The following is a 14,275-nucleotide window of genomic DNA, read 5'->3' as shown; positions in this document are numbered from 1 at the left end:
TAGAAGCAAAATGACAATTGAGGAATAAAAAATGAGTTATAACTATCAACACATTATAGTAAAACCGATTGGTGGGCGTATTGGCGCTGAAATTTCAGGAGTAGATTTATCATCGAATCTTGTTGAGGATGTGGTCAATGAAATCAATCAAGCGCTTTTACAATATAAAACGATTTTTTTTAAAGGTCAGCATCAGCTAGATGACATTGGACAAGAAGCCTTCGCTGCTCGTCTAGGGACACCATTGAATCACCCAACGGTACCCACTAAAAAGGGTTCAAACCATATTTTAGAATTGGACTCTCGTGGTGGTCGTGCAGATACGTGGCATACCGATATTACTTTTATTGAAAATTATCCTAAAGCTTCAATTTTACGTAGCGTCATTGCCCCTGAAGTCGGTGGTGATACGGTTTGGGCAAATACGACAGCTGCGTATGAACATTTACCTGAATCACTTAAAGTACTTGCTGATTCTTTAAGGGCAGTGCATAGCAATAGTTATGACTATGCAGCATCAGCAAGTATCACCACGGAACAACGTGAAAAATATCGTGAAATTTTCACAGCAACTGAGTATGAAACAGAGCATCCTTTGGTGCGTGTGCATCCTGAAACAGGTGAAAAAACTTTATTGTTAGGGCATTTCTTTAAAAGTTTTGTAGGCTATAACTCGACAGATTCACGTAAATTATTTGATTTATTTCAGAGTCATATTTTAAAACTTGAAAATATTGTACGTTGGCGTTGGGAAGCAGGTGATGTTGCTATTTGGGATAACCGTGCGACACAACATCGTGCTATCAATGATTATGGCGATCAACATCGTGTGGTGCGCCGTGTGACTTTAGAAGGTGATATTCCTGTAGGTGCTGACGGTCAACCGAGTAAAGCATTAAAGCAAGAGGTGAAACGTGATATTTCACATTTAAATTATGGTGAAGAAAGTTTTTATGAAAAAGTTTCGTAAAGTATATTCTTTATAAACAATATTTAAGGCTTTGCATAAAAATAGATATTTTATGAATAATAAATGATTCGAGTAATTTCCATATTCCATCTAATATTATATTGATAAATATAAGGTGGATTTATGGAATTTTATGATTTTTCATTAAATGATAATGTATGTGTTTTAAGGAATGTCTTTAAAAATATATCTAATAATCGATTGGATAATATAATAACCAAGTCGTATACTAAAAAACATCAAAAAGGAGAATTAATATTAAGTAAGGAAAATTGCACAGATGCGTTGTATATCCTGATTGATGGAATTATTCAAATTGGCTATTTAAGCCCATTGGGGCGTTTTCATGCCTTTAATTATTATTCAGAACAGAACGTCATTAATCTATTGCCTTGTTTAAATCAGCAAAAAATTGATTACGATTATTATGCTTTTAATCAAGTTCGAGTTTTGGTTGTTCCTCGTCATATTATTCAGAACGAATTAAATAATAACAATATCTTATATCAAGATGTATTGCAGATACTCTCACAAAGGATGTATGCACTATTGCATGAAATTAAATTTTCACAGGTGGCAAATTTGCATCAAAAAGTTTGTCATGTCTTATGGAAACTTGTACAGCAGTATGGTGTTTCACATCCAGATGGTTTGGAAATAAAGCTCAAAATTTCACAACATGACCTTGCTGACTTATTATCTTCATCAAGGCAAACGATTAATAAAGAGATTAAAAAATTAGTTAATTTAAATGTCGTTTTTTGGCAGTATGAAAATATTATTATTCATGATTTAAAATATATAGAGAGTCGTATTTCTGAAGTCTAATTTTTTATTTTATAAAATAAGATATAAAAAGATGATTATATTATTTTTGATTATTATAAATTTTAGGCAGTATTAGTTCCAAGTTATTTTATAGGAATTATTCAGTTGACTATCCAATCTATTAATGTGCGAAATCAGTTAAAAGGCACAATTCAAGAAATTATTAAAGGTGATGTTGTTTCTGAAGTCGATGTTGTTACGGCATCCGGTATTTTTACTTCAGTTATTACCACACGTTCAGTCGAACAATTGGACTTACAAATTGGCAGTCAGGTCATTGTGTTGATTAAATCAACCGATGTATCGCTTGCAAAACTGTAGGTGGTTCGATTCATGAAGCAACACATTCGACAAAGTCTAGCGACATTTTCATTATTAAGTGCCAGTATTGCATTGGCACATGCAGCACCAGATGTAAATCAGCTACAACAACAGGTTAGTCAGTTAGAAAAATCATTAAAGCTGTTGAAAACTGAACTCAATCAATTCAAATCACAACAAGAAAATGGGCAGGTATCTGATACTCAAGTACGAAAGGGTGCAGTTGAAGAAACGATTGTTTCAGAAAGTATTGATGGTGAACTTGCGCAAAATGTAGATGGTGAAGAGGGAAGTCAAGGTTTTGCGACTCAAGCTGATGTCCAAGGCTTACAAAGTGATCTTGAAAACTTTAAATATCAGGTACAACGTGAACGAGATACTAAAACAGCATTATCTGCACGCCAATTGCAAATAAATGGGGTTGTACAGACCAAGGCATCTTATCTTGATGAACCACAAACCACACCACCGACAGGTTTAAATACAGGTTCAGCGGTGAATCATCGTCGTTCATCCTTTGACTTAGGGGCAGTGCAAGTCGGCTTTACTGGGAATTTATTTAGAGATTATGAAGAGGGTAAAAACCTCGACTTTAATTTACGTTTTGGTACATCACCACAGTCTGGAACCAATAATAGTTATTTAAATTTACTCGATGCACAATTGATTTATAACGTTTTACCGACTTTAAGTCAGGATACGGGACGCTTATCGGTGACGCTTGGGCAACAGTTATTACCTTTTGGTCAGGAAGTTCAAGCAACAGAAGATTTAAAACCAACCATCAATAATGCACTGTTTAGTTTACCTGGATATGGTTACGGTTTAGCACTACGTGAAGTAGGTCTTGTGGTGCGTGGTGATGCATTTCCAACTGTGGATTATGGGTATAACTATCGTTCACCTTTATTGACTTATGCTTTTGGTGTAGTCAATGGTAATGGTGCAAATAAGTCTGATGACAACGATGATAAGAATTTTATTGGACGTCTGCGTTATACCGTGCCAGCAGAATATAACTCATGGTTACGCGAATTGAGCTTTGGTTTGTCTTGGTATCAAGGGAAAAGTAACTTATTTGATATCAATGGTAATAGTGCGGCATTTGCAGGTAAAGGCGATATTTTACGTCAAGGCTTTGATATTTATTATAACCATCATCCTTTTGGTGTGACGTACGAATATGTCAAAGGTGAAGATGATACTTATATTGGTCAGCAACAGACTCGTAACCGCAAAAGTGAGTCACAGACAGGAACATTGTTCTGGAATTTAGGTGAACAATTTGTCAAAGGTTTCCGAAATCAAGGGCGCTATGACGATTGGTGGCCGAAGTCTTATCAAGCATTTTATCGTTACGACACCATTGATCGAGATAAAGACTTAACGAATCAACAGATTGATATCCATTCATTGGGTTTAAATGCATTTTTTGCAGAAACTACCAAGTTCCAATTGAACTTAAACCATGTCAATAACGAAATTTTCAACCAAAAATATAATGAAGTTGTTGCGCAATTTCAGTTTGGATTTTAACCCTTATTTTATAATTTAGAGGAATTTTTGATGCGCTCTTTTACTCAAGTTTTTATCTCTGGCGTACTTTTAACAGCAACATGGATTCCATCTTTACAGACTGTTGCTGCTGAAGCAAAACCGACTGTGATTCGTTTAGCATCACCTTTGGTTGGAACAGGAAATCGTCCTGTGCCTTATGGTAATTATTATGCAACAACACAAACTTTAGGCTTACTTGAAAAGGAATTTCAAAAAGATGGCATTAAGGTGCAATGGAACAATTTTAAGGGTGCAGGGCCTGCAATTAATGAATCTTATGCCAATGGTCTAGTCGATATTACTTGGCTTGGAGACCTACCTGCGTTAATTGGTAAAGCAAGCCGTTTAGATACGAAACTGATTGCCATTGGCGGAAGTGAAGATAATACCTACTTGGCTGTTCCAACAGGTTCAACAGCGAAGTCTTGGGCAGATCTTAAAGGGAAACGGATTGGTTTCTTTAAAGGTACAAGTGTCCATTTAGCTATTAATAATGTCATTAAAAAGCATGGCTTTACTGAAAAGGATTTCCGTTTTGTCAATATGGATGGTCCTGTCGGTTATTCGGCATTGGCAAGTGGGGATATTGATGGTCTTTATACCAATCAATCCATTTTCCCAGTCGTTGATCGTGGTATTGCCAAAATTATTTATTCGACTAAGCAAGAACCAAATTTGTATCAAAGTTCGGGCTATATTTTGGTTAATTCAAAGTTTGAACAGAAGTATCCTGAAACTGTACAAAGAGTAGTGAATGTTTTAGTCAAGCAAGCAGCATGGGAGAGTAACCCTGCCAATAAAGATGCATTATTTAAGCTTTGGGCGAAGTCAGGACTACCGTATAACGCCTTTGTCAAAGCCAATACAGGTGTAGATTTAAAGCTTCATAGTGCACCTGTATTTAATCAGGCGAGTATCTCACTGATTAAACAAAAACTAAAAGCAGGTCAGGATTTAAAACTAATTCGTGGTGATTTTAATGTTGATCAGTGGGTTGAACCAAAATATGTCAATAATGCATTGAAAACACTGAACTTGCAGAATTTTTGGGCAACCAAATAAGCAGTGTGCTGAAAAGGGAGTGTGAGTATGTCAGAGGAGATTGCATTGAAGCCTATAGAAACTGTTGTAGGTTTAGATAGGCAAGCTAGAACGTTAGGCATTATTGATTTTTTAAAAACAAGCCAAGCAGTGAAATGGATTATTGGAGGGATTTTTCCATTAAGCATTTTATTATTTTGGTATGTTGCTGTCGAAAAAAGTTGGGTCAATCCACTTCTCCTCCCTGCGCCACAAGCGGTGTGGATAGCACTACAAGATCTTTATAGCAGTGGAGAGTTGTGGAGCAATTTAAGCGTAAGTCTCGTTCGTATTCTTTATGGTTTTGGTGCAGGCATTACGATAGCTATATTTCTTGGCTTAGGTATGGGCTTATCGAAAACAATTGAAGCCTATGTATGGCCAATCTTTAAAATATTAAATCTTGTCCCAGTAGTGGGATGGATTCCATTACTGGTTTTAGTGGTCGGAATTGATGAAGCCTTAAAGGTTATTTTGATTGCAAAAGCAGCGTTGTTACCCATGACAGTCAATATTTATAAAGGTGTACGCAATATTCCATCTTCACTGACAGAAGTAGCAGATGTCTATCAACTTAGTGTGTGGTCAAAGTTTAAAAATCTGATTTTCCCTGGTGCATTAATTAGCTTTATTGGCGGATTACGCTTATCGCTCGCGAGTGCTTGGGGAGCTTTGGTGGCTGTAGAGTTATTGGCATCAAGTGAGGGGATTGGTTACATCATGGTCTATGGTCGTCAAATTTTTCAACTTGATGTGGTGATGGCAACAGTGGTGATTATTGGGTTAGTGGGCTTTTTCTTTGATGTATTGATTAGCTTGTTACAACGTCCATTTAAGGCTTGGCATCTACAAAAGTAGGAGAATGAACGATGAAAAAAATAGATTATCGTGGTGCAGTCATTCCTATTATTTTATTGTTGGTTTGGAGTGTGTCGGCACAACAAAAATGGATTGATGCTGCATTTTTACCTCCACTTTCTACGGTCTGGGATGAGTTCATTAAAGGGTGGCAGTCAGGTGAGCTGAGAGAAAATGTACTAGCAAGTTTGATTCGGAATTTGGCAGGTTTTATTGCAGGAGGATTAGTGGGGGTGAGTGCAGGACTAGTACTTGGATTAAACACTTGGGCAGACCGATTCTTTTCTCCAACGCTCAATGCCATTAAGCATGTTGCTGTATTTGCATGGATTCCATTGATGATTATGTGGTTCGGTCATGGCGAATTGTCTAAAGTTATTTTTATCGCGCTTGTGGTCTTTTATCCTGTCTTTTTCAATACCTACGACGGCATTAAAAATGTACCTCATCACTTGTATGAAGTTGCCGATATTTTCCAATTGAGTGCCACACATCGGTTTTTTAAAGTGCTTTTACCTGCGGCAGCACCAAGTATTTTTGCCGGTTTAAATATTGCTTTGGTCTTTTCGTGGATGGCGACGGTTGGCGCAGAGTATTTTTTTGTATCAGATCTTGGTGTCGTCAACCCAATTTTAGATGGACAGAATGTATTTAAAATGGAAGTTGTGCTGTACGGCATGGTGGTGATTGCTGTTATTGGATTGATTTTATCCAAAGCCGCACAATTTTTTGAAAATTACAATTTACGTTGGCGCCAGCCTTCAGAAAAATAATGTGACCCAATTACTTGAGTGAATATGGGTAAAAGTGAGTAAATAGATCAAATGAATCAACACGTAAAAATAGCTGGGCATGTTCAAATTCAGCAATTGGACAAATATTTTCCGAACAAAGGCGAGCCGCTGAAAGTATTAGAACACATTAATTTAGATATTCAACCCGGTGAATTTATTAGTATTGTGGGTAATAGTGGCTGTGGGAAATCAACATTATTACGCCTTTTGGTTGGCTTAGATGGTGAATACAACGGCAAGATAAGTATTGATGGTCAAGCGATTCAGGGGACAAGTTTAGAACGAGGTATTGTTTTTCAAGATCACCGTTTATTTCCATGGCTGACGGTTGAAAAAAATGTTGCTTTGGCATTGGACAACAGCAAATTATCGAAAAAAGAAAAGCAGGAACTAATTGATTATCATCTTGAATTGGTACAACTTAGTGCATTTAAACAGGCGTATCCAAGTCAGTTATCTGGTGGGATGAGTCAACGTGTTGCAATTGCTCGTAGCCTTGTCAATCGACCACAAATTTTATTACTCGATGAGCCTTTTGGAGCATTGGATGCCTTAACTCGTGCCAATTTACAGCAAGAGCTTCAGCGTATTTGGGCTTCAGAAAAAATCACCACAATTTTGGTTACACATGATGTAGAAGAAGCCGTTTTACTTGGAGATCGGGTTGTAGTGATGCAACCTCATCCAGGACGAATTAAGCGAATTATTAATGTTGATTTGGCTCGACCACGGCATAGAGAAGACTTTCGACTTTCCGCCATTAAAAATGATATTTTGCTCGACTTTAAAGATCAGTCAACAGTAGAAATTGAGGCACATGAGTTAGAGCGTTACCGTTTAGCATGGTAATTTAGACTTAATGTTTAGGCATAAAAAATGCGAGTTATGTGCTCGCATTTTTATGTATTTATATTTGATATTAAATCAATTTTTCAACGGTTTTTTTCTTCCATACAAATTGATAGTACACCCCCTGAGCAATACACATACTAAAGAATGTCAGCGCATAAGCATACCAAATGCCCTTTAAACCCCAGATGCTACTAAAATAATAAGCAAAAGGAACTTCAATCAATACAATCGCAAAAATATTGATCAGCATGGGCATTAAAACGGTGCCACTTGAACGCATAATCGATGCAAAAATGGCACTCGCACCAAAAAATAAAATTGACCACAGCACAAGAAAGAGCAACTGTTGTCCAAGTTCAATGACAGCAGGATCGGTAATGAACATTGCCATAAGATATTTTGAGAACAAATAAGCCAATGTAATCAGGCTACCTGTAATAATGATATTCATCCATAAAGCCGTTCGTGTTACTTTAGATAGAGAATCTGACTTACCTGCACCAATCGCTTGTGCTGCAAAAATAGAAGCAGCAATAGAGATAGATAGCGCAGGGAACTGAATATAATTTAAAACCTGATTGACTGCACCATATGCCGCTGTAGCGTGCGAGCCATATTGATTGATCAGACCAATAATTACCAGTGCAGCCACAGAGTTTGTGACCATTTGTACACCCGTTGGAATGCCTAATTTTAAAATTAAACGAGTCAGTTCAGGTTGATAGCGGATATTTTGAATCAATTCTGGACATAAGCGTAAAGGATGTTCTTTGCGCTTTAGATAATTGTATAAGAAAAATAGAACGCTCATAAAACCACATGTCGTGGCAATCGCAGGGCCAATAATGCCCAATTTTGGAAAACCAAAAAGCCCTTTAATCAGTACAGGTGTGATAATTAAACCAACAAAAATAGTCAACCCTGATGCAATTAAAGGAGTAGTACTATCGCCTACACCCCGCAAAATAGAGGTGTAAATGATGTAAATAAACAAGAATGGACTACCTGCCAACATCCATTGAACATAAGGCAAAGATAAATGCATAATATCAGGGTCAATACCGAGTAAAGCCAAGATATTTTGTGCAAATACCACACCAAGAAATGCGATCAGCGTTCCGCCAATTAGTGTCATAAATAAAGTTGCACCAACAATTTGACGGACTTTCGTGATGTCCTGTGCGCCCCATGCTTGACCCACTAAAACTGTTGCACCTGCAGATAGACCAATTACAAATGCCATCATTGCAAATAAAATAGGAAAAAATACCGAAATAGCCGCAATGGCATCGACACCGAGCATTTGTCCAACATAGATGGTATTAATTGTGCCCGATAGGTTTTGTAAAATATTGGTGACGATGAGCGGAACTAGAAAAATTAAAAAGGTTTTCCAAAATTTAGGTTGATGAATCATATCTGAGTGCGTTGGCATTGTTATTCTACTGAATATTCTGTTGTCTTTATCTAGTTCTCAATATAACAGACCTCATTGAAAAAGCCTGAGTATTTGGGTAACTCAGGCTTTATTTTTTGAACATTTTTTAATGTATGAAGGGCTATTTATACTTGATTCAAAATTTGACCTGCTTGAATGAGCGTTTCATTTTTTTTGGCGAAACAAAAACGAATGAGACGTAAATTTTCAGGTGCTTTTTGATAAAAAACGGAAACAGGAATAGCGACAATTTTATGTTCTTCAGCGAGATATTTGCACATGTCTACATCATTTAAATCAGGACGAATTGCACTATAGTCAACGTTTTGGAAAAATGTGCCTGAAGAAGGTAGTAGACTGAATTTAGATTGTTGAATACCTGAAATAAATAAATCACGTTTTTGTTGATAGAAACTCGATAAACCTGAGATATGTTCAGGGTGTTGTTGCATATACTGGGCAAGTGCAATTTGCACAGGGGTTACACCACAAAAATTGGCAAACTGATAAACCTGACGGAAGACTTTCATTAACTCGGGTGCTGCAACACAGTAGCCTGTTTTCCAACCTGTTACATGGAAGGTTTTACCAAAAGAGCCAACGACAAAACTACGATGGCGCAATTCAGGAAATGAAAGTGCTGAGTAATGTTTGTGACGATCAAAAATTAAATGTTCATAGACCTCATCTGACAACACAATAATATTTTTATCTTCAATCAGTTCAATTAGATTTAACCAATCTTGTTTTGACCAAATTGCTCCAGTTGGATTGTGTGGTGTATTAACAATGATCATGCGTGTTTTTGCAGAAATGGCATCTTTGACTTGATTCCAATCGACCGAAAACTCAGGTGCATTCAGTGCAATGTGAACGGCTTTAGCTCCGACCAATTGAACACTTGGCGAATAGCTGTCATAACTGGGGTCAAAAATAATGACTTCATCGCCTGGATGTACAATGGCTTGAATAGCACTAAAAATACCAATGGTTGCACCTGGGGTAATGGTGATTTCAGTGACAGGGTCAAACTTCAATTGGTCACGCTGAACAAAGAGCTTAGCGACTTCTTCACGTAAGCTGAGTAAACCATCACCTGGTGCATATTGGTTATATCCATCCAAAGTTGCTTGGCTGAGGGCTTGCAATAAATCTGGTGGAGCAGGGAAATCAGGAAAACCTTGAGAAAGATTGAGTGCATTTAAGCGTTGTGCCATTGCTGTCATGATGCTGAATATAGTCACGCCTTGTGCAGGTAGTTTGGAATGGATTTCGATCATGACGAACAAATTCGATTAAAAAGATTGCTTTGAGTGTAGCAGGTCATTTTTTAGAGCTAAATAGCCGAACTTCACTCATGTACAGTTTTACTCTAGACAGAAGTAATTTGTATAAATGTGACGAAGAAAATTACTCAGATATTGCGGATTAAAATAAGCGATAGAGTGGATACATATTTACATCAAATCGTTTAACCAATGGCATCAAATGAAAAAAGGCACATGAATGACGCGATTAAATTATTTTTAATCTACTTCAAGGAAATAGAAATGTTCAAAAAAATTCAATTTAATCGTTATGCATTATCTCTAGTACTTTGTTCTTTTGCGATGCCAACGTTGGCAGCATTACATGTTTATGGCCCCGGAGGTCCTGCTCCAGCCATGCAGGAAGCAGCTAAACAATTTCAGAATCAAACTGGGATAGAAGTTAAAGTTACGGCTGGGCCAACCAAACAATGGGTCGATCAAGCGAAAGTTGATGCAGATATTTTCTATAGCGGCTCTGAAGCCATGATGTCGGATTTAGAAATCACCTTTTTAGATCAAATTGTTAAGTTATCAATTGAGCCTTTATATTTACGTCCTGCTGCAATATTGGTGAGAGATGGTAATCCTAAGCATATAAAAGGCTTTAAAGATTTAGCGAACTCAAATATAAAAGTTTTAGTGACGCATGGTGCGGGGCAAGTCGGTATGTGGGAAGATATTGCTGGGAGGACGGGTACAATTCAATTAACCAAAGATTTCCGTAAAAATATTGCTTTATATGCACAAAATACAGGTTTAGCAAAAAAGGCTTGGGAAGAAGATAAAAGTTACGATGCTTGGCTAGTTTTTAATATTTGGGGTGTAAGTAATCCGAATATTGGTCAAATTGTTCCGATTGAACGTGATTTAGTAATTTATCGTGATATGGGTGTGGCATTGACGGAACGAGGCGAGAAAAACTCGGAAACACAGAAATTTATAGACTTTTTAAAGTCATCAGAAGGCTTGGTGATTTTTAAAAAATTTGGTTGGAGCAAATAGTTGTAGCTTATGAGCTATATAAAAAGCCAGACATTTTATCTGGCTTTTCGTAAAGCTAAATATAGCTAAGATATTTGGAAAGAATATTTTTTCAACAATGTAAATATTTAAATTTACTTATATATCAATAGTTTTTGTGAGTAAGTTGGATTCAAAAGATAATATAGCTCATGGTTTGCTTGATTATTTGGTTTTTTTTGGTATAATACTTCTCGACTAGAAAAAAAAGTCTTGTTTCGGTAAATCTTCTTTAGTATCGCAGTTTTAGTTTATAATCCTTCGTTTTTTAGATTTTAAGTTCATGCTTTATTATTTTCAAAGTTATAACTAGCCCGTTAAACGGCTAAATTTATTAAAAATTAGTAGGATTTTACTATGTCAAATGCAACTGTTGTTAAAGGTACTGTTAAGTGGTTCAACGAAACTAAAGGTTTCGGTTTTATTCAACAAGAATCAGGTCCAGACGTTTTTGCTCATTTCAGCGAAATCGCTAGCTCAGGTTTCAAAACTTTGGCTGAAGGCCAACAAGTTGAATTCAGCATTACTCAAGGTCCTAAAGGTCCAAATGCTGTAAACATCGTTGCAGTATAAGTTGTAAGATGCTTTAAAAAAGCACTTTTTAGTGCTTTTTTATCGTCTGGAATTTAATGTTCAAGCCATTTCCATGTTGGAAAGGCATTAAAAAATAGGATATACGTTGTTAGAAAAAAATAGTTTAGTTGCAAAATCTAAAAATGGTACGGAAATAATCGTTTCTTTAATTCCCTTAAATAAAATGCAAAATACACGTCAAGGTTCAAAAGAAGTTGAAGTAGGCAAAAGAATTCTTTTGCAGTCAGGAATTGAAGTAGACCTCAATTTAGATGGTCGCACATTTTATACATCTTTAAATCAATTGTTTAAATTAGATCAAAAAGTCATTTAAGTTCAATCATAAAAAGATTTAACGTAAATTTAAAATACATCATCCATTATTCTTGATTGAAAAATCAAAATGATGCTGCCTAATATCTGTATAAACATTTGATGTGAAATCAAATTTTAGTATTTTAAAATCCATATTTCATTTTGAATCATAAGTTTACATCTAAAGCTCATTATTGCAAGAATGAGCTTTTTAATGTATTTCAGTTTAGCAATGAATTATCAGTTTATGTTAGATGGAAAGGATTTTTACTTAAATTACAAAATCAATAATGGCGCGAATCACACCGAGCGTTAAACCAATAAATGCGCCAACAACCACACCATTGACACGAATCATGTGTAAGTCACCACCGACTTCATTTTCAATTTTATCAATCATTTCACGAGAGTCCCATTCGTGAATACGCTCACTAATAAAACGAATGACTTTTTCGCTATATTGATCACTTAAATTGATTGCAATACCGCTCATACGGTCATTGAGCAGGTCGCGAACAGATTGATTGAGCAACAGATTTTCACCCACTTGCTGTATAGCAACACGCAAATTCATAGCAATGCCTGAATCAGATTTTTCTAAATCGGACTTAATACCATCACATAAGATGACGACAGCACCTGTCATAAAATTTAGTACAGACTCACTGTCCAAAAGTGCATTTTTTGTTTCGTTTAACCGTAGGCTTGCAGGGCTGTTGTAATCTGCAAGCTGGTTTTTGAGTTCATTGGCAATATCTTCAATGTGCTGGCGCATTGGATGCTCAGGGTCAGCAAGCATTGACTCGACTTTGGTAAGTAAAGAATCAATGGTACGTTGCTCAACATCAATCCCAATCCAACTTGCACCTTTAGCAAGGCGAGAAACGCCAAGTTCTTTAAATAGCTTTTGAGTCAATTCACGAGTTTTCTCAGGGTGATTCATCATCCATTCGTGGGCAACATCAAGTCCACGCTGTAATACATCTTGGTGAAAATCATTTTCTAAAACAGCACGTAACATTTCACTTGCAAGATGATTGACACGCGTATTACGAATCCATTGCACACTGTTGTTTTGAATAAAACGACCAATTTGTTCTTGACCAATAAATTCAAAAATTTTCGGTACTGTTTGTTGAATAACATCAACAATTTGAGTGTTGTTTTTCGGATTAGCGAGCCATTTCCCGATAGCAAGACTCAAGTCAGTATTATTTAGACTTCTTTCGACCACTTGTGGAGAGAGAAAATTTTCTTGTACAAACTTACCCATCGATTCGGCAATACGGGCTTTGTTACGTGGAATAATTTCGGTGTGATCACGTAAAAACCTCGGAATTGGAATTTTCCCGAAAGGATTACGAAACAGAACGGTAATAGCATACCAATCGGCAAGGCCACCAACCACACCCGCTTCTGCACCGAGCATGAAAATATGAATGAGCCATATATATTCAGGGAGAAGTTTGGCGGAAATGATTAACGCAATCCAAACCAATACAGCCACAATCAGCGCAATGGTTGCAAGGCGTTTACTGCGGTTTAGGCTCGGGATATCTGTAGTTTCAGTTCCGCTCATTGATCGTCCTGTATCGTTGTTTTGAAATTAATTATGTCTACTTCGATGTTACCGTAGTTGGTTCAGGTTGTATGACCTGTCCTGTCGGACTAAGTCCATATTTTTGTCCTAAAGATTGTAAAATCAGACGAGCATCAAAAGCATCATCAGGGGCAGATTTTTTATCTTTAAAACAATCAATGGTATATGCTACTTGTACTGGATCAAGTGTGACAACTTGAGGCATGTCATAAAATGGATCATTCCAATACGGACGACGGTAACCCCATCCATAAGGATAATAGCTTGGCGTTGGGTAAACCACAGCTTTACGTGGTGGTTGTTGGCTGCGGTTACTTGGATCATCTTGTACTTTGAAATAATTAAAACCATTGAGCAGGGCGACTTGAGCAGATTTTAATAGCGTAATTTCTTCTGCTGTACCAAAGCTCATATTGCTGTTGCCCTGAAAGCTGACTCGATAACTGTGATCATTTAGGGGAACTGTAGTGTACTGTCCCAATTGATCAAATGTACGAGGCTTACTGAGTGTTGTCGCACAGCCTGATAGTGTTAGAACGGTCATGAGCGTTAGACCGATTAGTGTTTTTTTCATATCTCGTTCCTCTTAAAAAAGTGGATGGATGATGGGGAGATGATGTACTGCTTGAATGATCAAGCTTTTACGGTGTTTTAGAAACAATTCGATTTTAGACTGCCCTACATTCTAAAATGATAGATTTAGTCTAAATTTCAAGCTGATTTTTGTTAAATCAGTAACTTATCATCGTGCTTATATCG

General features: G+C 36.8%; 15 protein-coding genes. 11 read left to right on the top strand and 4 right to left on the bottom strand.

Going from position 1 to position 14,275, the window contains the following annotated elements:
- The first annotated feature begins 31 nt into the window (after positions 1-31).
- The 8 genes from FW754_RS06275 to FW754_RS06240 all read left to right on the top strand — a co-directional run bounded on the left by FW754_RS06275 (position 32) and on the right by FW754_RS06240 (position 7,257).
- The gene (locus FW754_RS06275; RefSeq protein ID WP_409510652.1) at positions 32-970 is read left to right on the top strand and encodes a TauD/TfdA dioxygenase family protein; all 939 of its coding nucleotides are present in this window, start codon (positions 32-34) and stop codon (positions 968-970) included.
- Positions 971-1,093: 123 nt separating this feature from the next.
- Positions 1,094-1,798, top strand: a complete 705-nt coding sequence (locus FW754_RS06270; RefSeq protein ID WP_446324140.1) for a Crp/Fnr family transcriptional regulator — start codon at positions 1,094-1,096, stop codon at positions 1,796-1,798.
- Between the two features lie 105 nt (positions 1,799-1,903).
- Positions 1,904-2,119 carry a TOBE domain-containing protein gene (locus tag FW754_RS06265; protein ID WP_409510654.1) on the top strand — a complete coding sequence of 72 codons (216 nt, stop codon included), beginning with the start codon at positions 1,904-1,906 and terminating at the stop codon, positions 2,117-2,119.
- A gap of 12 nt (positions 2,120-2,131) precedes the next feature.
- A complete protein-coding gene (locus tag FW754_RS06260) occupies positions 2,132-3,655 on the top strand; it encodes a hypothetical protein (RefSeq protein WP_446324139.1) in 1,524 nt (507 codons plus the stop codon).
- A gap of 30 nt (positions 3,656-3,685) precedes the next feature.
- Entirely contained in the window at positions 3,686-4,738 is a 1,053-nt protein-coding gene (locus FW754_RS06255; protein WP_409510656.1) for an ABC transporter substrate-binding protein, read from the top strand.
- A gap of 27 nt (positions 4,739-4,765) precedes the next feature.
- Positions 4,766-5,614 carry an ABC transporter permease gene (locus FW754_RS06250; RefSeq protein WP_446324138.1) on the top strand — a complete coding sequence of 283 codons (849 nt, stop codon included), beginning with the start codon at positions 4,766-4,768 and terminating at the stop codon, positions 5,612-5,614.
- 11 nt (positions 5,615-5,625) lie between these two features.
- Entirely contained in the window at positions 5,626-6,387 is a 762-nt protein-coding gene (locus tag FW754_RS06245) for an ABC transporter permease (protein WP_446324137.1), read from the top strand.
- A 51-nt stretch (positions 6,388-6,438) separates the two neighbouring features.
- The gene (locus FW754_RS06240; protein ID WP_409510659.1) at positions 6,439-7,257 is read left to right on the top strand and encodes an ABC transporter ATP-binding protein; all 819 of its coding nucleotides are present in this window, start codon (positions 6,439-6,441) and stop codon (positions 7,255-7,257) included.
- Positions 7,258-7,327: 70 nt separating this feature from the next.
- Here the strand turns inward: FW754_RS06240 and FW754_RS06235 are convergent, their stop codons facing one another.
- Together FW754_RS06235 and FW754_RS06230 are read right to left on the bottom strand one after the other, a co-directional pair.
- On the bottom strand, positions 7,328-8,695 hold the full coding sequence (locus tag FW754_RS06235; protein WP_446324136.1) for an MATE family efflux transporter: 1,368 nt from the start codon (positions 8,693-8,695) through the stop codon (positions 7,328-7,330).
- Positions 8,696-8,823: 128 nt separating this feature from the next.
- The gene (locus FW754_RS06230) at positions 8,824-9,978 is read right to left on the bottom strand and encodes a methionine aminotransferase (RefSeq protein WP_446324135.1); all 1,155 of its coding nucleotides are present in this window, start codon (positions 9,976-9,978) and stop codon (positions 8,824-8,826) included.
- Between the two features lie 270 nt (positions 9,979-10,248).
- On the opposite strand from FW754_RS06230, the gene FW754_RS06225 reads away from it, so the two are divergent.
- The 3 genes from FW754_RS06225 (at position 10,249) to FW754_RS06215 (ending at position 11,935) form a co-directional block, all read left to right on the top strand.
- On the top strand, positions 10,249-11,010 hold the full coding sequence (locus tag FW754_RS06225) for a substrate-binding domain-containing protein (RefSeq protein ID WP_446324134.1): 762 nt from the start codon (positions 10,249-10,251) through the stop codon (positions 11,008-11,010).
- A gap of 375 nt (positions 11,011-11,385) precedes the next feature.
- Positions 11,386-11,601 (top strand): cold-shock protein, encoded by a 216-nt coding sequence (locus FW754_RS06220; protein ID WP_409510663.1) that lies wholly within the window; start codon positions 11,386-11,388, stop codon positions 11,599-11,601.
- 106 nt (positions 11,602-11,707) lie between these two features.
- Positions 11,708-11,935 carry a hypothetical protein gene (locus FW754_RS06215; RefSeq protein ID WP_409510664.1) on the top strand — a complete coding sequence of 76 codons (228 nt, stop codon included), beginning with the start codon at positions 11,708-11,710 and terminating at the stop codon, positions 11,933-11,935.
- A gap of 252 nt (positions 11,936-12,187) precedes the next feature.
- Here the strand turns inward: FW754_RS06215 and FW754_RS06210 are convergent, their stop codons facing one another.
- Together FW754_RS06210 and FW754_RS06205 are read right to left on the bottom strand one after the other, a co-directional pair.
- Positions 12,188-13,495: a DUF445 domain-containing protein gene (locus FW754_RS06210; protein ID WP_419346214.1), complete on the bottom strand. Its 1,308-nt coding sequence runs from the start codon at positions 13,493-13,495 to the stop codon at positions 12,188-12,190.
- Positions 13,496-13,532: 37 nt separating this feature from the next.
- Positions 13,533-14,090: a CC0125/CC1285 family lipoprotein gene (locus tag FW754_RS06205; protein WP_419346213.1), complete on the bottom strand. Its 558-nt coding sequence runs from the start codon at positions 14,088-14,090 to the stop codon at positions 13,533-13,535.
- Positions 14,091-14,275 lie beyond the last annotated feature (185 nt).

This window comes from Acinetobacter sp. 1207_04 (assembly GCF_052850415.1).
The sequence above is the reverse complement of the archived record's forward strand: the minus strand, read 5'-3'. Positions and strand labels throughout refer to the sequence as shown.